Origin of the sequence: Nonomuraea polychroma (genome assembly GCF_004011505.1) — a bacterium.
Taxonomy (GTDB): Bacteria; Actinomycetota; Actinomycetes; order Streptosporangiales; family Streptosporangiaceae; genus Nonomuraea; species Nonomuraea polychroma.
Genome location: NZ_SAUN01000001.1, coordinates 2537946 through 2559481 on the forward strand (window position 1 = coordinate 2537946; position 21536 = coordinate 2559481).

At 68.5% G+C, this 21536-nt stretch carries 16 protein-coding genes; 9 read left to right on the plus strand and 7 right to left on the minus strand.

Annotated features, from left to right (window positions below; genetic code table 11):
* Window positions 1–105 precede the first annotated feature (105 nt).
* On the minus strand, window positions 106–1566 hold the full coding sequence (locus EDD27_RS11215) for an endo-1,4-beta-xylanase (RefSeq protein WP_127932348.1): 1461 nt from the start codon (window positions 1564–1566) through the stop codon (window positions 106–108).
* Between the two features lie 528 nt (window positions 1567–2094).
* Between EDD27_RS11215 and EDD27_RS11220 the strand changes: the two genes are divergently transcribed.
* From EDD27_RS11220 to EDD27_RS11235, 4 genes are all read left to right on the plus strand, one after another.
* Window positions 2095–3426 (plus strand): extracellular catalytic domain type 1 short-chain-length polyhydroxyalkanoate depolymerase, encoded by a 1332-nt coding sequence (locus EDD27_RS11220; protein ID WP_127932349.1) that lies wholly within the window; start codon window positions 2095–2097, stop codon window positions 3424–3426.
* A 46-nt stretch (window positions 3427–3472) separates the two neighbouring features.
* Entirely contained in the window at window positions 3473–5329 is a 1857-nt protein-coding gene (locus tag EDD27_RS11225) for a family 43 glycosylhydrolase (protein WP_241563973.1), read from the plus strand.
* Window positions 5330–5541: 212 nt separating this feature from the next.
* The gene (locus tag EDD27_RS11230; RefSeq protein WP_127932350.1) at window positions 5542–6789 is read left to right on the plus strand and encodes a CE1 family esterase; all 1248 of its coding nucleotides are present in this window, start codon (window positions 5542–5544) and stop codon (window positions 6787–6789) included.
* Between the two features lie 66 nt (window positions 6790–6855).
* Window positions 6856–7011 carry an RICIN domain-containing protein gene (locus tag EDD27_RS11235; protein ID WP_127932351.1) on the plus strand — a complete coding sequence of 52 codons (156 nt, stop codon included), beginning with the start codon at window positions 6856–6858 and terminating at the stop codon, window positions 7009–7011.
* A gap of 73 nt (window positions 7012–7084) precedes the next feature.
* Here EDD27_RS11235 and EDD27_RS11240 read toward each other — a convergent pair whose 3' ends face one another.
* The 5 genes from EDD27_RS11240 to EDD27_RS11260 form a co-directional block, all read right to left on the minus strand.
* A complete protein-coding gene (locus EDD27_RS11240) occupies window positions 7085–10042 on the minus strand; it encodes an NEW3 domain-containing protein (RefSeq protein ID WP_127932352.1) in 2958 nt (985 codons plus the stop codon).
* Between the two features lie 93 nt (window positions 10043–10135).
* Entirely contained in the window at window positions 10136–11320 is a 1185-nt protein-coding gene (locus EDD27_RS11245; RefSeq protein WP_127932353.1) for a mandelate racemase/muconate lactonizing enzyme family protein, read from the minus strand.
* A gap of 1 nt (window position 11321) precedes the next feature.
* Window positions 11322–12149 carry a carbohydrate ABC transporter permease gene (locus tag EDD27_RS11250; RefSeq protein WP_127932354.1) on the minus strand — a complete coding sequence of 276 codons (828 nt, stop codon included), beginning with the start codon at window positions 12147–12149 and terminating at the stop codon, window positions 11322–11324.
* On the minus strand, window positions 12149–13132 hold the full coding sequence (locus EDD27_RS11255) for a carbohydrate ABC transporter permease (protein WP_127932355.1): 984 nt from the start codon (window positions 13130–13132) through the stop codon (window positions 12149–12151). The genes EDD27_RS11250 and EDD27_RS11255 overlap by 1 nt, the downstream gene beginning before the upstream one ends.
* A gap of 4 nt (window positions 13133–13136) precedes the next feature.
* Window positions 13137–14405, minus strand: coding sequence for an ABC transporter substrate-binding protein (locus EDD27_RS11260; protein WP_127932356.1), 1269 nt, complete (start codon window positions 14403–14405; stop codon window positions 13137–13139).
* A 132-nt stretch (window positions 14406–14537) separates the two neighbouring features.
* Between EDD27_RS11260 and EDD27_RS11265 the strand changes: the two genes are divergently transcribed.
* Window positions 14538–15308 (plus strand): FadR/GntR family transcriptional regulator, encoded by a 771-nt coding sequence (locus tag EDD27_RS11265; protein ID WP_127932357.1) that lies wholly within the window; start codon window positions 14538–14540, stop codon window positions 15306–15308.
* A 179-nt stretch (window positions 15309–15487) separates the two neighbouring features.
* Here EDD27_RS11265 and EDD27_RS11270 read toward each other — a convergent pair whose 3' ends face one another.
* Window positions 15488–16234 (minus strand): FadR/GntR family transcriptional regulator, encoded by a 747-nt coding sequence (locus EDD27_RS11270; protein ID WP_127932358.1) that lies wholly within the window; start codon window positions 16232–16234, stop codon window positions 15488–15490.
* 310 nt (window positions 16235–16544) lie between these two features.
* On the opposite strand from EDD27_RS11270, the gene EDD27_RS11275 reads away from it, so the two are divergent.
* The 4 genes from EDD27_RS11275 to EDD27_RS11290 are packed head-to-tail and all read left to right on the plus strand — an operon-like array spanning window position 16545 to window position 21489.
* Complete coding sequence (locus EDD27_RS11275; RefSeq protein WP_206641357.1) at window positions 16545–17858, plus strand: L-fuconate dehydratase; 1314 nt, start codon at window positions 16545–16547, stop codon at window positions 17856–17858.
* Window positions 17859–17899: 41 nt separating this feature from the next.
* Window positions 17900–18967, plus strand: a complete 1068-nt coding sequence (locus EDD27_RS11280) for a sugar ABC transporter substrate-binding protein (protein WP_127932360.1) — start codon at window positions 17900–17902, stop codon at window positions 18965–18967.
* A gap of 28 nt (window positions 18968–18995) precedes the next feature.
* Window positions 18996–20474, plus strand: a complete 1479-nt coding sequence (locus tag EDD27_RS11285; protein ID WP_127932361.1) for a sugar ABC transporter ATP-binding protein — start codon at window positions 18996–18998, stop codon at window positions 20472–20474.
* On the plus strand, window positions 20467–21489 hold the full coding sequence (locus tag EDD27_RS11290) for an ABC transporter permease (RefSeq protein WP_127932362.1): 1023 nt from the start codon (window positions 20467–20469) through the stop codon (window positions 21487–21489). The genes EDD27_RS11285 and EDD27_RS11290 overlap by 8 nt, the downstream gene beginning before the upstream one ends.
* The last annotated feature ends 47 nt before the right edge of the window (window positions 21490–21536 follow it).

Here is a 21536-nt window from a genome sequence, read left to right on the forward strand (position 1 = left end):
GGTCTCCCCACCGGGGCCGAGGGAGGGTCGCACCGGGGGTGCGGTCAGCAGGTGGAGCGGTTCTGGGTCAGCAGGCCCAGGCCCCAGGTGAGCAGTCGGTGAAGCTCACGCGGTGCCCGCGTTGTAGGTCCACTTCTGGTTGCTGCCGCCGTGGCAGCTGTACAGCTGCAGGCCGGTGCCGTTGCCGGTGCCGGCGCCGACGGCGTCAAGGCACAGCCCGGACTGGACTCCGGTGATGGTGCCGTCGGAGTTGACGCGCCACTTCTGGTTGTCGCCACCCCAGCAGGAGTAGATCTGGATCTTGGCGCCGTTGCCGGTGCCCCCGGCGTCCAGGCACTTGTTGCCGTACACCTTCAATTCCCCTGCTGAGGTCTGCGTCCACTGCTGGTTGCTCTGACCGTGGCAGTCCCACAGGTGCACCGCGGTGCCGTCGGTGGTGCTGGAGTTGGGCACGTCCACGCAGCGGCCGGAGGCCACGCCCTTGATCTGCCCCACGCCCCCGCCGGGCGTCGGCGTCGTGGTGCCGCCGTTGAGCGCGTTGAGCACCGCGGTGTAGGCGGGCTTCTTGTTGCCGTTGCTGTCGAAGAGCAGCGGGGCGGCGCCTGCGCCGAGCCAGGAGTCGCTGTCGCGAACTCCCCAGACCGTGATGCCGGTACAACGCGGCACCGCCAGGCAGTCGTTGACGACGTTGGCGTACGTGGTGGCCGAGCCGCCCTGGATGTCCAGCTCAGTGATCTGCACGTCGACCCCCAGCGCGGCGAAGCTCTGGATGGTCGTGCGGTAGTTGCTGTTGTAGGGGCTGTTGCTGTTGAAGTGCGACTGCAGGCCGACGCAGTCGATCGGCACGCCGCGGGCCTTGAAGTCCCTGACCATGTTGTAGACGCCCTGCGTCTTGGCCCAGGACCAGTTGTCGATGTTGTAGTCGTTGTAACACAGCTTGGCGGCCGGGTCGGCGGCGCGCGCGGTGCGGAAGGCCACCTCGATCCAGTCGTTGCCGGTGCGCTGGAGGTTGGAGTCACGCCGGCCGCCGGAGTTGCCGTCGGCGAAGGCCTCGTTGACCACGTCCCAGGCATAGATCTTGCCCTTGTAGTGGCCCATGACGCCGTTGATGTGGTTGATCATCGCCTGGCGCAGCGAGCTCCCCTCCATCGGCCGCATCCAGTTCGGCTGCTGGGAGTGCCAGGCCAGGGTGTGCCCGCGCACCCGCTTGCCGTTCTGCACGGCCCAGTTGTAGACCCGGTCTCCGCCGGAGAAGTTGAACTGCCCCGGGTTGGGCTCGGTGGCGTCCATCTTCATCTCGTTCTCGGCCGTCACCATGTTGAACTCGCGGTTGGCGATCGTCGTGTACTGCGAGTCGCCCAGCCTGCCCGAGGCGATGGCGGTGCCGAAGTAGCGGCCGCTCTGCGCGGCCGCCGCGCCGAGCGTGCTCTCCGCGGCATTGGCCGGAATCGCCGTCGCCAGGGCCGTGATCAGGCCGAGTGCGCCGAGCGCGCCGGCGATCAGCGCCGGCCGACGCCCGCGGAGCGGCCGCCGGGCGGCAGGTGGGGACATGTCGTTGACACGCATGCTTGAGCCTCCGTATGCGAATCATGGGGAAGGGTTCGTGCGGGACACAGCCGCGGGACCCGACACCGCGCCCCGGTCGGGACGCACACCACAGGCGTCGGGACGGCAGTCCCCCTGCTGAGCACCACCGAGCCGGTAGGGGAGATCACCTCGGGCACTCAGTGTGGGAAGCTCACCGAAAATTGTCAAGGATAGAGTGAAAATTTTCGGTGGCGCCTATCCTGCCTGCATCGCTTGTGCTGGCTCAAGGTGTGAATTGAGGCCCTTGAAAGTTTCGGTGGAGCTCTTCGGGTGGAGTTCGAATGAAAGTTTCATGGCGACGCTCTCCGCTGGTCGACTGCGGTCAGGCTCGGAAATCCGAGGTGAGCGCGCTCGGGTGCCGCCTCCGCCGGCCCTCTGCACGTTAAGGCGCTCTTGACAGTACCTTTCTGCCTCGTGTTTGCTCCGTCCCGCCACCACCTCCACCGGCCCTAGAGGGAGCTCGACCAGGCCAGCAGTTGTTACCGCTAACAGCGGAGAGGCGAACCCATGAAGCGAAGCGAACCGCGTACGAGAAGGTGCGTGGGCATCGGAGCCGCCTTGGCGGCTCTGATCACGGCAGTGGCCACCGCCCTGTCCGTGTTCCTCACGGTTGCGCCGGGAGCGTCGGCGGCGGTCCTGACCGAAGTGACGAGCTTCGGCGCCAACCCCGGCGGTCTGCGGATGTACCTCTACGTCCCCGACAGAGTGGCATCCCGCCCGGGGGTTGTGGTCGCGATGCACGGCTGCAACGGCTGGGCCCCGGGCTTCCACCAGGGCACCGAGTTCGCCTCTTTGGCCGACCGGCACGGTTTCGTCGTCATCTACCCGCAGGCGAACAAGAGCGCCAACGGCATGTCGAACTGCTTCGACGTGTGGTCGAACGAGGCCCTGCGCCACGGTGGCGGCAGTGACCCGGTGTCGATCGTCTCCATGACGACCCATGTGCTGCAACGCTACAACGGTGACCCGGAGCGGGTGTTCGCCACCGGCTTCTCCTCCGGCGCGATGGAGACCCTCAACCTGCTCGCCACGTACCCGGACGTGTTCAAGGCCGGCGCGCCGTTCGCGGGAGTTCCCTACGGTTGTCTCGGGCCCGCCGGGTGCGGGGACAAGACGCCGCAGCAGTGGGGTGACCTGGTCAGGAACGCCTACCCCGGCTACACCGGGCCCCGCCCGCGCGTGATGGCCTGGCACGGCACCGCCGACTCCGTGCTGCCCTACACGATGCTGCAGGAGGAGGTCGACCAGTGGATCAACGTGCACGGGCTGGGCCAGACCCCCACCTCCACCGACAGCCCGCAATCCGGATGGACCCGGCGAGTCTTCGGCTCCGGGCAGGTCGAGGCGTACACCATCACCGGAGCCGGCCACGACCTGCCGCGACCAGGGATGGCCGCGCACGCCATCCGCTTCTTCGGCCTGGACGGCGGCTCGTCCACCACGACGCCCACTCCACCACCCGCCGGGCAGATCAAGGGAGTCGGCTCCGGGCGTTGCCTGGACGTGCCCGGCGCCGCCACCGCTGACGGCACCGCGGTGCAGTTGTGGGACTGCAACGGGCGCGGCAACCAGCAGTGGGCCGCCACCTCGGCCGGCGAGCTCAGGGTCTATGGCAACAAGTGCCTCGACGCGGGCGGCACCGGCAACGGCGCCGGCATCCAGATCTACTCCTGCCACGGCGGCGCCAACCAGAAATGGCGCCTGAACGCCGACGGCACCATCACCGGGGCGCAGTCCGGGCTGTGCCTGGACGCCGTGGGCCAAGGCACCGCCAACGGCACCCGGATCCAGCTCTACTCCTGCCACGGCGGCGCCAACCAGCGCTGGACCCGCACCTGACACACCGCGGCTCGCACCCATGCCGGCCCGACTTCGGAAGGTGACCATGAAAGTCGCATCCCCCCTTCGGTTCGGCGTCATGGCGAGGCTCGGCGTCATGGCGAGGCTCGGTGTGCTGGCGATCGTGGCGCTGCTCTGCGCCGTGACGGTGATCCCGGGCACGGCCAGGGCGGACAATCCGATCGTCCAGACGATCTATACCGCCGACCCCGCTCCACTGGTGCACAACGGCCGGGTGTACCTCTACACGGGACACGACGAGGACGGCTCGACGTACTTCACCATGAAGGAGTGGCGGGTCTGGTCGTCCGCGGACATGGTGAACTGGACCGACCACGGCTCGCCGATGAGCGTCGCCACCTTCAGCTGGGCGAGCGCGGACGCGTGGGCGGGCCAGGCCGTCTACAGGAACGGCAAGTTCTACTGGTACGTACCGGTGAAAGACCGGGCGAGCGGCCAGATGGCCATCGGCGTCGGGGTCTCGAACAGCCCCACCGGGCCGTTCACCGACGCCATCGGGCGCCCGCTGGTCAGGAACGGTGAGATCGACCCCACGGTCTTCATCGACGACAACGGGCAGGCCTACCTGTACTGGGGTAATCCGAATCTGTGGTACGTCAGGCTCAACGCCGACATGATCTCGTACTCGGGCAGCCCCACCCAGATCCCGCTCACCACCGCTGGCTTCGGCACCCGAACCGGCAACACGAGCCGTCCGACCCTGTACGAAGAGGGGCCCTGGGTCTACAAGCGCAACGGCCTCTACTACAACGTCTTCGCGGCGAAATGCTGCTCGGAGTTCATCGGTTACTCGACGGCCCCCGGCCCCACCGGGCCCTGGACCTACCGCGGGACGGTCATGCCCACGCAGGGCAGCAGCTTCACGAACCACCCCGGAATCATCGACTTCAACGGCGGGTCCTACTTCTTCTACCACAACGGCGCCCTGCCGGGCGGTGGCGGCTTCACCCGCTCGGTGGCCGTGGAGAAGTTCAGCTACAACGCCGACGGAACCATCCCCACGATCAACATGACCACGACCGGAGCGCCCCAGGTGGGCACGTTGAACCCCTACGTACGCCAGGAGGCCGAGTCGATCGCCTGGGAGTCCGGCGTGGAGACCGAACCCTCCAGCGAGGGCGGCATGAACGTCGGCTGGATCGAGAACGGCGACTACATCAAGGTCAAGGGCGTCGCCTTCGGCTCCGGCGCGACGTCCTTCAGCGCACGGGTGGCCTCCGCGACCAGCGGCGGCCGGATCGAGCTCCACCTCGACGGCGTCAACGGCACGCTGGTGGGGACCTGCACCGTGCCGGGGACCGGCGGCTGGCAGACGTGGACGACCGTCACCTGCCCGGTGAACGGCGCGACGGGCACCCACGACCTGTATTTCAAGTACACCGGCGGGAGCGGCAACCTGTTCAACGTCAACTGGTGGCAGTTCACCGGCGGCCCCGCAACCGGTGGGAACCTGCTGACCAACGGCGACATGGAGAGCGGCACGACGGGCTGGGGTGCGTCCGGCGGAGCCCTGTCGTCCGTCACCGACCCGGTGCACGGCGGCGCGCGGGCGCTGTCCATCACCGGGCGCACGGCGTCATGGAATGGCACCACCCAGGATGTGACCACCAAGCTCACCAACGGCAAGAGCTACACCACGAGCGTCTGGGTGCGGTCGCAGAGCGGCACGCCCAGCGCGAAGGCGACCCTGGCGGTCACCGCCAACGGCACGACGAGCTATCTCCAGCTCACACCGGTGACGGCGGTGAACTCCGGCGGCTGGACCCAGCTCACCGGCACGGCGACCGTGTCATGGAGCGGAACGCTGACCGGCGCCACCTTCTACGTCGAGACGGCCGCGGGCACCGACGGCTTCTCCATCGACGACGCCTCATTCCAGTAGTCCCAAGCCGGCTGTCGCGCACGCGCCGCTCCGGCACGACCACCGACCACGCGGTCGCGGCAGGAGGCGGCGCGATCGCCCGGGTGAGGGCCGTCACGACTCGGCTCCGACCCGCGCATGCCGGCCGACCGACACTCCCGCCTCATCAGGAGGACGTGAATGGCTTCTCTGTCCAGATGCATCGGTATCCGCACCACGAGCGAGGTCATGTGATGTCAAGGCACAGATTCTTCTTAGGAGCGATCGCGGTCGCGGCACTTCTCGTTCTGGTCACGGGTCGTGCGGCGATGAGCAACGACGTCGGCAGAGCCACGGCATCCGCGGGTGCCGGCACCCTTGCGACGACCGCCGGATGCGGCAAGACCCCGACGCTGAGGAGCGGCACGCAGTCGATCCAGACCAGCGGCAAGAACCGCTCCTTCATCCTGCGGCTTCCCGACAACTACCAGAACAACACCCCCTACCGGTTGATCTTCGGCTTCCACTGGCGGGGCGGCACCGCCGCCGACGTCGACTCGGGCGGAAGCAGCGGGTACCCCTGGTCCTTCTACGGACTCAGGCAGCTGTCCAACAACGGCGCGATCTTCGTCGCGCCCCAAGGCTTCAACAACGGCTGGGCGAATACCAACGGTGAGGACGTCACCTTCGTCGACGACATGATCCGGCTCATCGAGTCGGATCTCTGTGTCGACACCTCGCAGCGCTTCGCCACCGGTTTCAGCTACGGCGGCGGGATGAGCTTCTCTCTCGCGTGCTCGCGGCCGACGGTCTTCCGGGCGGTCGCGGTCTTCTCCGGCGCGCAGCTCAGCGGGTGCAGCGGCGGGACTCAGCCCATCGCGTACATGGGGCTGCATGGCATCGGGGACACGGTGCTCAACATCTCGCAGGGACGGGCGCTGCGTGACAGGTTCGTCCGCAACAACGGCTGTACCGCGCAGAACCCGCCCGAGCCGAGTTCGGGCAGCCGGAGCCACATCGTCACCACCTACTCGGGGTGCCGGGCCGGTTATCCGGTCGTCTGGGCCGCGTACGACAACGGTCACACGCCCGCCCCGGTGGACGGCACCTACACCGACAGCGGCGTCAACACCTGGACCAAGGCAGAGGTGTGGAAGTTCTTCTCCCAGTTCGGGAGTGGCTCGTCGCCCAGTCCGACGCCGGTCCCCGGTGGATGCACGGCCACGATGCAGACCGTGAACTCCTGGTCCGGCGGCTTCCAGTCCACCGTCACCGTCCGCGCCGGCAACACCCCCGTCAACGGCTGGACGGTCGGCTGGACCTGGCCGGGCGGGCAGACGATCAGCAGCCTGTGGAACGGCGTCCGCTCCGGCTCCGGAGCCGGCGTGACCGTCCGCAACGAGGCCTACAACGGCTCCATCGCCCCCGACGGCACCACCACGTTCGGCTTCACCGCCAATGGGGCCGCGGCCACACCCACCCTTACCTGCGACGCCTCCTGATCAGGTGAGGGCGTATGGACGGGCCGGACGCCACCGCGAACGGCACCAAGCTCAGCCTCTGGTCCTGTGACGGCGGCGCCAGCCAACGCCGGAGCCTTGCCTGACCCGGTTGTCGTCTCGGGGCGGTGCCTGGACGTCGCCGGCGCCTCGCAGACCAACGGTACGCAGGCGCAGATCTGGGACTGCGACGGCGGCGTCGACCAGCGCTGGACCCGGACCTGAGGAACATGGCGAGAAACACCTTCGCCGGAGGCGGTCCTCCGCTTCCGGCGAAGGTGTCCACGAGGTGCACTCCCTACGTGCTCACTCTGAAGTCGCTGAAGCTGAACTGGCCTGTCACGCCGGCCGCGTGAGAGGTCGCGATCAACCCCGCGTCCTGCGTTCCGGCGATGCCGGGCAGGGTGGCGGTCGGGCCGACCTTGATCCAATCGGTGCCGTTCGTGGAGTAGTAGCCGCTGACCTCGTTGCCGGAGCGGACGAGGCGGACCCAGGCCGGCGCCTTGGTCCCAGAGACTGCGCTGAACGAGTCGAGGTAACCGTTGCCGTTGGAGTCCCACTGGAAGGCGACCCCGTTGCCGGGGGTGACGACCATGACGGCGTACCCGGGCGACGACGCGGCGGCGGTGAGATCGTTGCGGATGACGACACCCGCCTTGGCCCAGGAGTTGGTGTTGTCCATCTCGGTGACCCGGGCCGTCACCGTGGCGGTGGTTCCGACCGCGTCGTCCTGGTAGATGGCGCCGTACTCGTCGAATGACCCGCCGCCGTCCTGCCAGATGTCGGTGCCGGAGGTCAGGATGGCGTACGCGGATCCGGCTTCGGCGAACCGGCTCGGCACCGAGCCGTACCCCTTCAGGGACGTCAGCGGGTTGAGCGCGGTCAGTGTCAGCGACCTCTTCAGCGCGTACTCGGTCCTGCCTGCCTGGAACGTCAGTGACATCGTGACCGGCGCGCGGTCGACCGGGGTCGTGACCGACCCGGGCGCCGTGACCTTCCACGACACGGTGGCCGAGGCGCCCGCGGGGAGGTCCGGCTTCAGCGGCTCGCCGATGGGCACGGCCTGCCACCTCTCGGGGACGGTGATCCGGGCACGCAGGCCGGAAGCCGGGCTGTCACCGATGTTCGCGACCGTGGCGGTGACCGTGCTCGTACCACCGGCGCTCACGCTGACCGGTTCGGCCACGAGGTAGGCGCCGACCGGCGGGCGCTGCGGGTCGGCTGGACCGCGGTACTGGCCGGTCGGACCCGCCTTGTGGATCACTTCGCTGGCCGCGATCGGGAGATTGCCGGAGGTGATGGCGGTGTTGTCGCGTGTGACATTGCCGCGCTGGCCGTTGACGATGCCGGTGATGGCCGGGTTGGTCGCGAAGTTTCCGGTCAGTGTGAGGTTGCCGGTGTGGTTGCCGTTCTGGTTGTTGGCATGCGCCCACTGCCCCGCGGTGTTGACGAACACGTTGCGGTTCGCGGACAGGTACCGCGAGCCCTCGTCGAAGTACAGGCCGAGCTGCCCGCTGTTCTCGCAGTAGTTCTCGTCGATCGTGCTGCGGGACATCGCGGAGAGGGTGTAGATGCAGCCGGCGTCGTTCATCGTCTGGATGACGTTGCGCACGTGGTTACCCACCACGCGGACATCGCTCGAGGTCGTCGGGGTGTCGTAGATCGGCTGGAAGTCGTAGAGCCCGCGGTTGATGTACTCGGGGCTGCCGCCCGGGTCGTTGGCGCCCCAGCCGAAACCGACGCCGATGCCGGTGTAGGGCATGTCCGAGACGTAGTTGTGCTCGATGGTCAGCCGCGTGACGTAGCTGGCGAAGATCGCGTCCTGGTCCTGGTATTCGAGCGCGGTCGCGTAGACCCGGTTGTCACTGATCTTTATGTCGCTGTTGACCATGCGCGGGTCGGAGGGGTGGTGGGCGTCGGGCCGTACACCGCCGACCACGATGCCGCCGCCGGCGCTCGCGGTGAAGGTGCTTCCCGTGACCGTCACCTTGTGCGCGCCCAATCCCACGCCGCTGGCGTGGGCGTTGGCGTCGTTGCCGATGCCGAGCCCGACGGAACCGAGGTTCACGAAGGTGGCGCCGGCGAAGCTGACATTCTCCGCGGCTGACACCTGCACCGCGGCGGGTGCCTGTGCCCAGCCGTTGCGCGCTCCTTCGAATCCCTTGCAGCCGACCGCGCACGAGGTGAACGCGTCGGTCGGCCGGTGCGGCTGAACGCCGCTGATGAACGTGCCGGTCTGCTGGTTGGCGTATCCGTCGGCAGTGCTGGGGTGCATCCATGTGGTGCCGGTGAAGGTCAGGCCCTCGAACCGCAGGTTGCGGGCAGGCTCGTCGTACGTCCCGCCGACCTGCAGCAGCGACTCCAGCCGCGGCAGCTCGACGCGCGCACGTGAGAGATCCTGCCCGGCGAGCGGCTTGTAGTAGAGCGTCCCGGCACTCGTGTCCAGGTACCACTCGCCGGGCTCGTCCAGGAACTTCCTGGAGTTCAGCAGGAAGAAGGTCGGCGTGCGGAACGGAGACTGGATGGTGTCGTAACCGTAGGTGTTGTTGTCCCAGGCTGGTTGCTGCATGACGACCGTGGAGCCGGAGATGCTCTGCACGGGCGCGAAACGGTTGGTGAACGACAACATCGCCTGGAAGTCGATGCGCTTCTGGTCGGGCAGCGTGGCCAGGTAGGCGAGACCGGGGTTGTTGACGGTGAAGCCGGTCGCGTTGAGCTTGATGTCGTCGCGGGCCAGCTTGGTGCGTGCCCGCTGTGCCATGACGCCGTCGACGTAGAGCTGCCGGCTGTCGAATCCGGTGCCGACCTGGGCCTTGTAGACGCCCGTCGCGGCGTCGTCGAGCACCCAGCCGGTGACGGGCTTGGCGCCGGTCAGCACGGGCTTGGCTCCGCGCCTGGCCTTCCAGGTCACGGTGTGCCCGTTCCGGCCGGAGTCGGCGGCGTCGAACCGCAGCGGTGCGGTCAGCCGATAGGTGCCGTCGAGGAGTTCGACGGTGACGTCGCGGTTGCCCTCCGCGGCCGCCTGGCGCGCCCGCCGTTGTGCCTCCTCCAGGGTCGCCAGCGGCCGTCCGGCGCTGGCCGGGCCCTTGTCGTCGGCGTTCTTGGCCCCGGCGGGCGCGACCACGATCGTCTGGTCTCCCCGGGCCGTGGCCTCCGCCCGGGCGGCGACCGGGCCGACGATGAGTCCGGCCGCGATCAGTAAGGCGGCCGACGCCGCAGCCGATGTTCGTCTGTGCAGCACGAGTGACGGACGCACGCGTGTTCCCTTTCTTCCGGCACGTAGGTGGCAAGGACGGGAGGCGGCGAACGGTGCGAGTTCACCTCGCCGTCCGGTCGTGAGGGTCTACGACTAGGGGGTGAGCTGGCGATGCGATGCGGCGCCGTGATCGGCCACCGCCAGCAGTCGCCGTCCGGCGTGCTCGGGCCGGACGTTGGGGGTCTCGGCCGTCATGCCGTCGTCCGGCCGACGGGTGAACGAGGTGACGGCGTCCTCGTCGATCGTGACGCCCAGGCCCGCGGAGTCTCCGAGGATGAACGCGCCGTCCTCGACGGTCAGGTCGAGGGACACGCCGAGTGGTGGCTGCAGGTCCTGCAGCTCGCTGATCAGGTGGTTCGGTACCGACGTCGCGGCGTGCAGCAGGGCGATCGGGGTGGTGCCGATCGGACTGACCGGCAGGTCATGGGCGTGTGCCAGAGCGGATACTCGCAGGAAATGGGTGATCCCCCAGACGGCGGCCATCTGGACGATGTCGACGGCTCCCGCGGCCAGCAGCGGTCGATACTGCTCGAGACCGGTGAGATTCTCCCCCGTGGCGACCGAGGCACGGACCCCGCGGCCGACGACGGCCAGGCCTTCGGCGTCCCACCGCCGGACCGGCTCTTCGATCCACGTGAGATCCAGTGTGCGTTCGAGCTCGCGGACGTGCCGGACCGCCTGCTTGCGGGTCCAGGCCTCGTTCACGTCGAGCATCAGGCCCGGTCGCGATCCGTGCCCGGCCTCGGTCAGGACCTCTCGTACCAGTGTCAGGCGGTGCCGGTCGCGGTCGATGTCGAGGCCGCCCTTGATCTTGGCCGCCCGCAGCCCGTGCCGGGCGTAGACCTGGTAAAGGGAGAGGAGTTCCTCGTCGGTCAGGCTGATGTCCAGGCCGGAGGCGTAGGCGGGAACCCGCCGGTCGCGACCGCCCAGCAGGCGCCAGAGCGGTTCGCCGGCGGCCTGCGCCTTGATGTCCCACAGAGCGGTGTCGAGCGCGCCGATGGTCCCGAACACGGCGCCCGCGTGGCCGGCCTTGAAGGTCTGCCGCAGCATGCGGTCGTAGAGCGCCGTCACGCCGCGCGGATCCTCGCCTTCGACGGCGGCGAAGATGGTGTCGAGGTGCGTGTGCGGCCCGAGGCCGACCCCGGTGATCCCCTCGTCGGTGTCGACCATGATGATCGGCACCGGCACGTTCCCGTCGGCGTAGACGCCGTTGGCGTCACCGACGGGGCGGCCCCATTCATGCACCGTCGTCAGCGTGCGATACCCCGAAATACGCATGTCAGCCCTTCGTGGAGCCGGCGGTGACACCGTCGGCGATCTGACGCTGAAGGAAGAGATAGATCAACAGGACGGGTATCGCGGCGATCAGAACTCCTGAGGCGAACTGGGGGATGTTGTCCGAGTACTGCCCGCGCAGCGAGGTGACCCCGACCATGAGGGTGCGATGCTCTGGCGAGGGCATCATCAGCAGGGCGATGAGCACGTCGTTCCAGCAGAACAGGGCATCGAGGATGCCGACCGACAACAGGGCCGGAGCACCGAGCGGGATCATGATCCGCCGGTAGACGCCGTAGGTGGAGTTCCCGTCGATCCTTGCCGCGTGGATGATCTCCACCGGGATGGTCCTGTAGTGGCTCGTCATCAGGAAGATGGTGAACGGGAGGAACTGTGCGACGTAGGCCAGAATGAGTCCCGGGTAGGTGTCGATGAGGCCGCTGTCCGTCATGATCCGGGCCAGCGGCACCATGATCACCTGGAACGGGACGAACAGCGCCGCAAGGCAGCCCAGGAACAACGCCGAGGAGCCGCGGAACCGCAACTGACTCAGCGCGAAGCCGGCCATCGACCCGAAGAGCAGCAGCAGGACCACCGAGACCGTCACCACGATGAGCGAGTTGGCGAAGTAGCGCGCCATGCCGACGCTGTTCCACGCCGCAGCGATGTTCTCCAGGTGCAGGGAGGTCGTGGGGGAGAACCGGTCGAGGATGTACTCCCGCCGGGTCTTCATGGCGACGTTGGTGGTGAACACGAGGGGATAGATGGTCGCCAGCGCGAGGAGCGCCATCGGGACGGCGGCCACCCACCTGCCCAAGCGCTTGCCGGGCATCAGTCTTCCCTCCCCGCACGGCGGAGCACGCTCACCTGCAGGATTCCGACCACGAGCATGATGAGGAACAGCACCGTCGATGCGGCCGAGGCGAGTGCCGGGCGGTTCATCTGTCCCTGCTGGATCCAGACGTAGAACTCCGGCAAGTATGTCGAACCTTCAGGGCCGCCGCTGGTCATGACGTACAGCAGGCCGAACATGGACGTCAGCATTCCGATCATGGTGGTCACGAACACGAACTGGATGGTGCGGGACAGGCCCGGGACGATGACATGCCAGATGATCTGGGGCAGTGACGCGCCGTCCATCCGGGCGGCGTCCAGGAGCGCGGCGTCCAGCGTGGAGAATCCGGCGAGGAACACCACCAGGGCCATCCCGAACGTCGCCCAGATGTGCACGCCGACGACCGTGAACATGGCGATGCCCGGGTCGCCGAGCCAGTCGATGGGGCCGAGGCCGATCTGCGCCAGGGCGGTGTTCAGCGGGCCGTCGAAGCCGAGCATCAGGTTGAAGATCGCACCGACGATCACCGGCGAGAGCACGGCCGGGAAGAAGTAGACGCCGCGGAAGACCCGATGCCCGGGCACCCGCAGGTAGATGAAGGTCGCCAGCAGGCCGGGGATCGCCACCGCGACGGGAAGCAGGATCACCAGCAAGCCGACATTGCGCAGCGCGGTGCGGAACAACGGATCGTTCAGCAGTTCGGCGTAGTTGTCGAAGCCGACGAAGGTCCCGTTGCGCTCGCCGTCGCCGGTGAAGGAGAAGTTGACGCCCAGCAGGAGCGGCCACAACCGCAGCGCCACGATGATCAGTACGGCCGGAGCCACCAGGACGAAGGGCGCGAGACGCTCGGCCCGCGCCCCGCGGGGGACGCGCCGCGAGGTCCTCCCGGTGCCGTGGCGCCCTGGCTGCTCGACCTCTGCTCCGGCGGTCCGCTCCGCCTGCGCCGAGCGGACAGCCGGTGACGAGCCTCCGATCGGCACGCGATCAACTCGCCTTGTCGGAAGCGGCCAGTTGCTTCACCACGTCATCGACGCTCGCCGACCCGCTCAGGAGCTGCTGGGACAGCCGGCCCATCAGGTCGAGGGTCTTGCTGGACAACGCGACGTGCAGTGCGGGCTTGCCGCTCTTGATCTGGGGCACGATCGCCGCCACGGCGGGGGCGCCCTGCGACACGTCGATCGTGGTGTCGGAGGTGATCGCGCCGGCGCCGGTGTAGAAGGCGGTCAGCGCGCCGGTCGAGGTCAGCGATCGCACCAGGTCCGCGGCCAGCTGGGGATTCTTGGTCGATTTGGCGACCCCGTAACCGATGCCGCCGTCGTAGGGGAGCACGGATGCGGCTCCGTCGGTGACCACCGGGGCGGTCATGACGCCGACCTGGTCGGCGCCCAGAAACTCGCCGAAGTCCTTCCAGTGTCCGATATCCGACATCAGCCCGATGATGTTGGCGGCCTTACCGGTGTTGAAGACGGCGAAGGCGTCGTTGAACAGCGCGGTGGAGTTGGCCCCGTCGTTGTTCAGGCCGTCGTCGTTGACCTTCTTCCACAGGGCGAAGATCTCCTTCACATGGGGAGAGGTCCAGTCGCGTTTACCGGAGATCCAGTCGTCGTACTCCTTGGGCGTCAGGATGCCCGGTCCGAGTCCCGACATGAAGAACTGGATCCCGAAGCCTTCCTTGTTGCCGAGGGCGAAGCACCTGGCGCCGGCCGTCTTCTTGATGGCGGCGCAGCCACTGACGAACTCGTTCCACGTCTTCGGCGGGTTCGCCGGATCCAGCCCCGCCTTCTGATAGATCGTCTTGTTGTAGTAGATCGGGTGGCCCTGCAGCGTCACCGGGGCGGCGTAGATCTTGCCGTCCTTGCTGAAGGCGTCCCAGCCCGCCAGCCGCTGCCTGTCCTCGGCAACGTACTGGTCCAGCGGCAGGAGCGTGTCCACCCGGTCGCGGAGCTGGCCGCCGCCGTTGAAGAGCATGACGTCGGGGCCCTTTCCCGACTGGGTCGCCGCGCCCAAGAGCGTGTAGTACTGATCGAACGGCTGGGCCACGAACTCGACGGTGACATTGGGATGTTTCTTGGCGAAGTCGGCCTTGGCCTTCTCAAGGTAGGAGGCCACGGCCGGTTCGCCGGATTTCCAGTCCCAGACCACGATCCTGCTCCTGGACTCCCCGGAGGAGGATTGCGTCGGTGCGGCGCTTCCGCAGCCGGCCACGGCCAGTCCCGTGACGAGGACGACCGACCATAGTGTTCGCTGCCTCATGGCTGATCACTCTCCAGAACGCGGCCGGTGTCCTCGGCCGTCTTGCGGGAAACGTAACTCGTATGACGTATGACGTCAACAGGAATGCCATATACTGACGCGGCGCTGTCCCAGCAGGTCACTGGAGGGGATATGACGGCATCGCAGGAATCGCCCGGCAGCGTCTCCGCGTCGCCTGCATGGGTCCGACGGCCGGCCAGTCTCGCCAAGGCGGTGACGGCGGAGCTCGTCGAGCGCATCGTCCGCGGCGTGCACCCCTCCGGCACGCCCCTTCCCCCCGAGCCCGTGCTGTGCGAGACCTTCTCGGTGAGCCGGACCGTCGTCCGCGAGGCCGTGAAGATCCTCCAGGAGAAGGGACTCGTGCAGGTCCGCCAGGGCGCGGGGACCATGGTGACCCCGCGCACGATGTGGGACATGCTCGACGAGCTCGTGCTCGCGGCGACCATCGACATGGACGAGAGCCTGGGGATTCTCGACGATCTCGTCGTCACACGCCGTCTGCTCGAGTCCGACATGGCCTACCTCGCCGCCCGCGTGGCGGGCGAGGAGACCACCGAGCGGCTGCGTGCTCTGGTGGACCGGATGGACGAGCTCGTGGACGACCACGTCACGTATGCCGACCACGACCGCGCCTTCCACGACACGATCATGCAGGCGTCCGGCAACCGCATCGCCCGGGGCGTGGTGCGAGCGCTGGAGAGCCAAGTGATCAACACCGCCCGATACATGGGCAAGACGGAACGCGCCCTGTGCGTGGCGTCCAACCAGGGCCATCGCCGGATCTATGAACGCATCGCCGCCCATGACCCCGATGGCGCCAGCGAAGCGATGTTCACGCACATCACCGAGGCCTGGCTCGTCCGGCGCAACGCACCCAGCGCCCCCGTGCGCCTGCAACGTTAGCGCGCCGTCGCGCTCTCGCCCGACGCCGGGCCTCGGCCGTCCCGGCCTTGCGCCCTGCTCATCGCCGCCTCCACCGCCTGGCAGCACCCTTCACCGGCGCGATCGCCCTGGCCGCACCATGTGCCGGGGCCTGGTCGCTACTCCCGCCCCTCATCGTGGCCGACGGCAGCAACCGGCCTTCATCGTGTCTCCTCCTCGCCGAGCTGGGCGCCCTCGACATTCACACCCCGGTCACGGGAGTCCTCGACGTCTCCCAACACCGAGCGCAGCCAGGTCTCGGTCGTGCCGATGTGCATGAGCGCCGCGGCCTGGGCGAGCGTCGCGTCGCCGGCGGCCAGGGCGTGGTAGATCGCCTCGTGCTCGGCGACGGTCTTGTGCGAGCTGCCTGCCTCCACCGTGCCGCGCCACACCCGCATCCGCAGCGTGCGGCCGGAGATTCCGTCGAGCAGGGTGGACAGCGTCTCGTTACCGGTCGCCCGCACGACGGCGCGGTGGAAGGCGGCGTCGTGGTGGTTCAGCTTCTCCACGTCATCGCAGGCGGCGCGCATCGCGTTCAGGTGCTCGCCGATCTCGTCGAGTTGCTCGGCGGAGATCCGGGACGCGGCGAGGGCGGTCGCCGCGGGCTCGAGCATCCGCCGTACCTGGACGATCTCCAGCAGGGTGTCGTCGCGCAGCAGCTCGACGGCCAGTCCCAGCCCTTCCAGCAACAGCCGCGGCTCCAGGCTGGTCACGAAGGTGCCGTCGCCCCGCCGTACGTCAAGGACCCGGGCCACGACCAGCGCCTTGACCGCCTCGCGCAGCGGGTTGCGGGAGACGCCGAGCTGGGCGGCGAGCTGGTGCTCCGGCGGCAGCCGCGCCCCCGGTGGCAGCTCGCCCGACTGGATGAGGGCCCGGATGCGGGAGATCGCCTCGTCGGTCAGGGACATGCGGGCGACCTCCAGGCAGGGAGTCGCTCGATCGGCACAGGCGTCACGCTGGGAAACATAACAGACATCCTATGTCCGAGGAAGATTTGGACTTATGGATGAGCAGACATGGGTTGTCTGCTCATCATATCGGGCGCTGCCAGGACGGTTGATGCGCGATTTTGCAGATATTCCCTGGGAGGTCTAGACACGCCGCCCTCGCGAGGATTACAAAGACATCCCATGTCGGTGTGGTGAAGGCCGCTTCACCTGCCCGAAACATCCCATGGAGGGACACCTTCGTGCGTTTACATCACCAAGGGCGGCCGTCGTGGCCGAGCTGATCACCGCCATCGAGGCCCACGACATCCGATTCCCCACCTCACGGCACCTCGACGGCTCCGACGCCATGAACCCCGAGCCTGACTACTCAGCCGCGTACGTGATCGTGCGGACCGGTGACGGGCAGGAAGGGCACGGGCTCGCCTTCACCGTCGGGCGCGGCAACGAGATCGCCGTCGCCGCCGTGGAGTCGCTGGCGCCGCTGGTCACCGGGCGGCCGGTGGCCGAGGTGCTCGGCGATCTGGGTGGGGTGTCCCGCCGGCTCACCGGCGACAGCCAGCTGCGCTGGCTCGGCCCGGAGAAGGGCGTCATTCACATGGCGGCCGGAGCCGTGCTCAACGCTCTGTGGGACCTTCGTGCGCGCAGGGCGGGCAAGCCGCTGTGGCGGCTGCTGTCGGAGCTGCCGCCGGAGGAGATCGTCGACGTCGTCGACTTCCGCTACCTGGAGGACGCGCTCACCCGGGAGGAGGCGCTGGCCATCCTGCGCGGCGCCGAGCCGGGCCGTGCCGAGCGCCGCGCACGCCTGCTGGCCGAGGGCTACCCGGCCTACACCACCACTCCCGGCTGGCTCGGGTACACCGACGACAAGCTGGTCCGGCTGGCGGAGGAGGCGGTCGCCGACGGGTTTCGCCAGATCAAGCTGAAAGTCGGCGCCGACCTGGCCGAGGACGTCCGGCGCGTACGGCTGGCCCGCGAGGCGGTCGGCCCCGATGTGCGCATCGCCGTGGACGCCAACCAGGCATGGAACGTCGGCCAGGCGATCGAGTGGCTGGCCCCGCTCGCCGAGTTCGACCTGTACTGGATCGAGGAGCCCACCTCGCCCGACGACGTGCTCGGCCACGCCGCCATCCGCAAGCAGGTGGCGCCCATCAAGGTCGCCACCGGCGAGCACACCCACAACCGGGTGATGTTCAAGCAGTTCCTGCAGGCGGGCGCGCTCGACATCCTGCAGCTCGACGCCGCCAGAGTCGCCGGGGTCAACGAGAACATCGCCATCCTCCTGCTGGCCGCCAAGTTCGGGGTGCCGGTGTGCCCGCACGCGGGCGGCGTCGGCCTGTGCGAGATGGTCCAGCATCTGTCGATGTTCGACTACGTGGCCGTCAGCGGCACGGCCGAGGACCGCGTCATCGAGTACATCGACCATCTGCACGACCACTTCACCGACCCGGTCGTGATCCGGGACGGCCGATACCTCGCCCCCGCACGTCCGGGTGGGGGCGCCGAGATGCATCCGGCATCCCGCGCCGAGTACGCCTACCCGCACGGCCCCCAGTGGGCCGCCGTCGCGGCGGGTGCGGTGTGATGCGCTCCCCAGCCCCCACCCAGCACAGGGAAGGAACAGTCATGAAACGAGGACTCGCCTTAGGTGCGGCCGTCGCCCTGTCGGCCGGCCTGGCCACCGCCTGCGGGGGCGGCGGAGGCGGCGGCACGGCCGCCTCAGGAGGCGGCAAGCCGGTCGTCGGGGTGGACTATCCCCGCTCCGACACCGACTTCTGGAACTCCTTCATCAAGTACGTCCCCCAGTTCGGTGCCGAGACCGGCCTGGAGCTGAAGACCTCCAACTCGCAGAACGACATCTCCAAGCTCACCGCCAACGTGCAGAGTTTCATCAGCCAGGGCGTCAAGGGCGTCGTGCTGGCGCCGCAGGACACCGCCGCCGTGGCCCCCACCCTCCAGCAGCTCAACGCCAAGAAGATCCCCGTCGTCATGGTCGACACCCGTCCCGAGCAGGGCGACGCCTTCATGGTGGTACGCGCCGACAACCGGGCGTACGGCGAGAAGGCGTGCAAGTTCCTCGGCGAGAAGCTGTCCGGCAAGGGCAAGGTCGTGATGCTCCAGGGCGACCTGGCTTCCATCAACGGCCGCGACCGCACCGAGGCGTTCAACACCTGCATGAAGGCGAGCTACCCCGGCATCACGGTGTTCGGCGAGGCCACCAACTGGGACGGCGCGGTCGCCTCGCAGAAGCTCCAGACCCAGCTCACCGCCAACCCCGACATCAAGGGTGTCTACATGCAGTCGAGCTTCGCCCTGTCGGGCACCCTCCAGGTGCTCCAGCAGCGCGGCCTCCTGGTTCCGCCGGACGATCCCAAGCACGTCTTCGTCATCTCCAACGACGGCATCCCCCAGGAGCTGAAGGAGATCGCCGCCGGCAACATCGACGCCACCGTCTCCCAGCCGGCCGACCAGTACGCCAAGTACGCGCTGCAGTACACCAAGGCCGCCATCGACGGGAAGACGTTCAAGCCGGGCCCGACCGACCACGACAGCACCATCATCCAGGTGCGCCCGGGCCTGCTGGAGGACCAGCTCTCCGCGCCCCTGGTCACCGCCGACGGCGGGACCTACGCAGGCGTGGCGAGCGTCAAGCCGGGCGACTCCTCGCTCTGGGGCAACAACCTTGGCGGGTGACCAGGCGGCCACGCCTCTCGTCGAGGCGATGGGTGTCACCAAGAGATACGGGGAGACCGTCGCGCTGGACCGCGCCGGAATCCGCATCATGCCCGGCCAGACCCACGCGCTCGTCGGCCGCAACGGAGCCGGGAAGTCCACTCTGGTATCGATCCTCACCGGGCTCCAGGCGCCGGACGAGGGCGAGGTGCGCTTCGGCGGCGAGCCTGCCCCGCGCCTGGCCGACCGTGATGCCTGGCGGCAACGGGTGGCCTGCGTCTACCAGAAGTCCACGATCATCCCCGAGCTGACCGTGGCGGAGAACCTCTACCTGCACCGTCACGACCTGAACCGGCTCGGACTGGTCCGCTGGGCCGCCCTGCGGCGCAAAGCGGCCGAGTTGCTCGCCACCTGGTCAGTGGACGTCGACGTGCGCCTGCCGGCCGGCGAACTGGACGTCGAGCAGCGGCAGTTCGTGGAGATCGCCCGTGCGCTGTCGTTCGGCGCCCGGTTCATCATCCTCGACGAGCCGACCGCCCAGCTCGACGCGGCCGCCATCGCCCGGCTGTTCACCCGTATCCGCACCCTGCAGGAACAGGGAGTGACCTTCCTGTTCATCAGCCACCACCTGCAGGAGATCTACGAGATCTGCGACACGGTCACGGTCTTCCGCGACGCCCGGCACATCCTGACCACCATGGTGGCGGATCTGCCGCACGCGGAGCTGGTGGCGGCGATGGCGGGAGAGGCCGCCGGCCTGGCAGAGGCGTCCTCCCGGACGGCCGTGCCCGGCGGCGCCGGTGTGGTGCTCGGCGTGCGCGGCCTGACGTACGGCGACGCCTACCGGGAGATCGACTTCCAGATCCGGTCCGGCGAGATCGTCGGCCTGGCCGGCGCGGCCGGCAGCGGCAGAACCGAGCTGGCCGAGACCGTCGTCGGGTTGCGCGCGGCCGATTCGGGCGCGATCGAGGTCGCCGGGCGCGCTCCCCGTCCCGGCAGCGTGCCCGACGCGCTTGCCGCAGGTGTCGGCTTCGTCCCCCGCGACCGGCACCACCAGGGGTTCGTCCCGATGATGTCGATCGCCGACAACGCCACCATGACCGTCCCCGACCAGCTCGGCGAGGCCGGCCTGATCAGCAACCGGCGGCGCGACCGGCTGGCCAGGACCCTGATCGCCAACCTGGCGATCAAGACCCCCGGTCCCGGCCTGCCCGTGATGGGCCTGTCCGGCGGCAACCAGCAGAAGGTCGTCATGGCCAGGGCGCTGGCCTCCGATCCCCGGCTGCTCGTGCTGATCACCCCCACCGCCGGGGTGGACGTCAAGTCCAAGGAGTTCCTGCTCGGCAAGGTCGAGGAAACGGCCGCCAGAGGAACCGGCGTGCTGATCGCCTCCGACGAACTCGACGACCTGCGGCTGTGCGACCGGCTGCTGGTGATGTTCCAGGGCCGTGTCGTCGCCGAGATGGCCGCCGGATGGCACGACCACGACGTGGTGGCGGCCATGGAAGGAGTCCGGCTCGATGCCTGAGAAAACTCTCACGCCCGCCACCGAGAGCGCGGCACCCGAGCGGGACCGGCCACGGATACGACTGGCCCGGCTGCGCGACTTCGCCCTGATCCCCGCGATCATCGCGATCGCCGTCGTCGGCCAGATCGTCAACCCGATCTTCCTGCAGGGCGACAACCTGATCAACATCCTGCAGACCATGTCGGAGATCTCACTGCTGGTCCTGGCCCAGACCATCGTGCTGGTCGCCGGCAAGATGGACCTGTCACTGGAGTCGACGTTCGGTCTCGCGCCGGGCGTGGCGGCGTGGCTGACCGTGGCCGCCGGTTCGGGCGCCGGGCTCGGACTGCTGCCGGGCGTCTGGTCGATCCCCGTCACCCTGGCCGTCGGCGTGCTCATCGGCGCGATCAACGCGCTGCTGATCGTACGGTTCGGGCTCAACGGCTTCATCGTCACCCTCGGCATGCTCATCGTGCTGCGCGGCCTGCTCACCGGCATCTCCGGCGGCCAGACCTTCTTCAACCTGCCGGCGTCGATGCTCTATCTCGGCTCGGCCCTGTGGCTCGGCGTGCCCGCCTCGATCTGGCTCTGCCTGCTGCTGTTCGCCGCCGGCATCGTGCTGCTCGGCTTCACCAAGTACGGCCGCGCCCTGTACGCCATCGGCGGCAACGTGGACGCGGCCAAGGCGGCCGGCATCCGTACCGACCGGGTGTTGTGGACCGCCCTGGTGGGCGCCAGCCTGCTGGCCGCGCTCGGCGGCCTGCTGATGTCGGGACACCTCGCCTCTGTGGCGGCCGCGCAGGGCGACGGCGCCATCTTCACCGTGTTCGCCGCGGCCGTGATCGGCGGCGTCGGCCTCAACGGCGGTAAGGGCACGATGTTCGGCGCGTTCACCGGCATCCTCCTCCTCTACATGATCCAGAACGTCCTCACCCTGGCCGGCGTGCCCGCCCAGTGGATCCAGGCCCTCAACGGCGCGATCATCATCGTCGCTCTCGTCCTGTCCCGCCTCACCGGAGGCAAGGTCCAGGAATAGCTCGCCGCGGCGTCCCGAGCACCGCACCCCCCGACCGATTGGGAACA

What these genes read in the sequence shown, in the direction of transcription:
- EDD27_RS11220 (WP_127932349.1), top strand. Translation starts at nt 2,095, where the DNA reads ATGAAGCGAAGCGAACCGCGTACGAGAAGGTGCGTGGGCATCGGAGCC.
- EDD27_RS11270 (WP_127932358.1), bottom strand. Translation starts at nt 16,234, where the DNA reads ATGTCCCTGACCGACGAGGCGATCTCCCGCATCCGGGCCCTCATCCAG.
- EDD27_RS11280 (WP_127932360.1), top strand. Translation starts at nt 17,900, where the DNA reads ATGAAACGAGGACTCGCCTTAGGTGCGGCCGTCGCCCTGTCGGCCGGC.
- EDD27_RS11285 (WP_127932361.1), top strand. Translation starts at nt 18,996, where the DNA reads ATGGGTGTCACCAAGAGATACGGGGAGACCGTCGCGCTGGACCGCGCC.
- EDD27_RS11215 (WP_127932348.1), bottom strand. Translation starts at nt 1,566, where the DNA reads ATGCGTGTCAACGACATGTCCCCACCTGCCGCCCGGCGGCCGCTCCGC.
- EDD27_RS11225 (WP_241563973.1), top strand. Translation starts at nt 3,473, where the DNA reads ATGAAAGTCGCATCCCCCCTTCGGTTCGGCGTCATGGCGAGGCTCGGC.
- EDD27_RS11290 (WP_127932362.1), top strand. Translation starts at nt 20,467, where the DNA reads ATGCCTGAGAAAACTCTCACGCCCGCCACCGAGAGCGCGGCACCCGAG.
- EDD27_RS11230 (WP_127932350.1), top strand. Translation starts at nt 5,542, where the DNA reads ATGTCAAGGCACAGATTCTTCTTAGGAGCGATCGCGGTCGCGGCACTT.
- EDD27_RS11245 (WP_127932353.1), bottom strand. Translation starts at nt 11,320, where the DNA reads ATGCGTATTTCGGGGTATCGCACGCTGACGACGGTGCATGAATGGGGC.
- EDD27_RS11265 (WP_127932357.1), top strand. Translation starts at nt 14,538, where the DNA reads ATGACGGCATCGCAGGAATCGCCCGGCAGCGTCTCCGCGTCGCCTGCA.
- EDD27_RS11260 (WP_127932356.1), bottom strand. Translation starts at nt 14,405, where the DNA reads ATGAGGCAGCGAACACTATGGTCGGTCGTCCTCGTCACGGGACTGGCC.
- EDD27_RS11250 (WP_127932354.1), bottom strand. Translation starts at nt 12,149, where the DNA reads ATGCCCGGCAAGCGCTTGGGCAGGTGGGTGGCCGCCGTCCCGATGGCG.